Genomic DNA, 1951 nt, shown 5'->3' with positions numbered 1-1951 from the left:
TGCTCGATGTCGGCCTTCAGGCCCGCGAAGGCGCTGCTCGTGAACGAGGCGTCGTGGCGGTTCGCCCAGCGGCTCGGATGGATGGTCTTGGGGTCCATCTTGCGCGTGGGCAGCGAGCCTTCGTACTGGCTGAGCTTTTCGCGCAGCGCTGCCATCTCGCCTTCGACCTGCTGGATCTGGCCGCGGAAAGCCATCATCTGGCCGGGGCCGGTGCGCGGCGCGAGCGAGCCGCCGACGGCCGGTGGAAACCTGGTTTCCACGGTGTTCGATGCCGACGGGGGCACTGCGGGAACAGCCGCCGGGGCCGGCGCATCGACCGGATCCTTTGCCGCTTCGGGAAGCATCAGGCCGGCGGTCAACGCCTCCAGCCGCTTGCGGGTGCTAGCCATGATGGACACTCCTTGGCGCGGCTTGGGCCGCGCTCGATGCCGTGAAACGGGGCCTTTTGCCGATCCGCCCCGCAGCCTTCGGCAGGTACTGTGGCATTGCCGCGCCGCATCCGGCTTGTGGCAACCGCGGCCGTGGAAACCAGGTTTCCACGGCGTGCGCCATGCCGTATACATCAAGGGCGAGCCGCCCGGTGGAAACCTGGTTTCCACGCCAAGGGGCTCCCGAAAGCATGGCCGGCATTCTCATTGCTGCGCCCTCCCTTGTGCCGTCCAGGCGCCGATCACCGACTGCTCGACGAGCTCGACAAAGGAATCGTAGGCGTCTACCGCGCGCTTGTAGGTCTTGGCGGCGCCTTCGTATTTCTGCACGTCGTAGACCGTGGCGAATTCCGCGGCCTTGTTGCTGGTCACGCTGGTCTTCGGGATCTCGACCGGCAGCGTGTATTCGCCGTAGGTGGCCTGGATCCACTGGCGCACCGCGGGCATCGCCGGATCGGCTGCGTCCACGCGGCTCAGCAGCACGTGCAGGAAGTCGAAGGCCTTGCCCTCGCGGTCCTTGCTCTGGCCGTCCAGGTTGCCGCCCAGGTCCGCGAGCAGCGACCAGAACTGCGCCGACGAGGCAAAGTCCAGGCCCGAGGGCGGCACCGGAACGACGATGCCGTTGGCCGCCCACAGCGCATTGATCGTGACATACGAAAGGGAAGGGGGCGTGTCGATCACGATCACGTCGTACAGGTCGCGCACCGACTCCAGGCCTTCGTTCAGCACGTCCCAGAACTTGGCGCCGGGCTGCTGCATCTGGCGCGCGGGGAGGGCGAACTCGGCCGAGAACAGGAAGGGCGCGGCCGCGACCAGGTCGATGCCGTCCCAGTAGGTCGAGCGGATGGCGTAGCGGATGTCGTTCTCGGAGCCGTCGCACAGCGGACCGATGGTCATGTCCTCGGTCACCTCGGCTTCGGGCAGCAGGCCATGCAGCGTGGTGAGCGAACCCTGCGGGTCGGTGTCGATCGCGAGCACGCGGTGCCCGCGCAGGCTGAGCCCCTGCGCCAGCACCATGGCCGTGGTGGTCTTGRCCACGCCGCCCTTGAAATTGCCCACGGCGATGGTGATGGCCTTGCGCCCGGCCGGCCGCATCTTTTCCGCACGGTAGGTGCGGGTCCAGCGGCGCAGTTCGTCCAGCTCGAAGGTGCGCTTGCCGCCCGAAGGGGTCAGCCGCCCGGCCGGCAGGTCTTCCTTGGTGATGCGGTAGGCCACATGCGCCTTGTCGACGCCGCACAGCGCGGCCAATTGGGCGGTGGAGTAGGTGGGCGGGATCTTGCGGGCTTCCGGCGCCAGCAGCATGCCCCGGATCTGCTCCACCATCGACCCGGCCCGGGTCGCCAGCGCGGCGATCTTCTGCATGTTGATGGTTTGGCGGGGAGGCACCTGGACGTCGTTGGAAACCAGGTTTCCACCGACCAGAGGAACAGGAACGGACATTTTGTTTGGCCTTATTCGACAGAATACGGCAATTCTATGAGAATCTGTCGAATGAACAAGTTTCGCGGAGAACTCGGCTACAG

At 66.5% G+C, this 1951-nt stretch carries 1 protein-coding gene and 1 pseudogene; both read right to left on the bottom strand.

Going from position 1 to position 1951, the window contains the following annotated elements; translation table 11 throughout:
* Nucleotides 1-389 (bottom strand): annotated as a pseudogene (locus AC1DOC_RS31605) (ParB/RepB/Spo0J family partition protein); the annotation flags it as partial.
* Nucleotides 390-632: 243 nt separating this feature from the next.
* Complete coding sequence (locus AC1DOC_RS31600; protein WP_478131331.1) at nt 633-1814, bottom strand: AAA family ATPase; 1182 nt, start codon at nt 1812-1814, stop codon at nt 633-635.
* Nucleotides 1815-1951: the final 137 nt, after the last annotated feature.

This window comes from Variovorax sp. 01T439_2, assembly GCF_056398445.1.
This window is presented reverse-complemented; position numbering and strand designations above follow the sequence as displayed.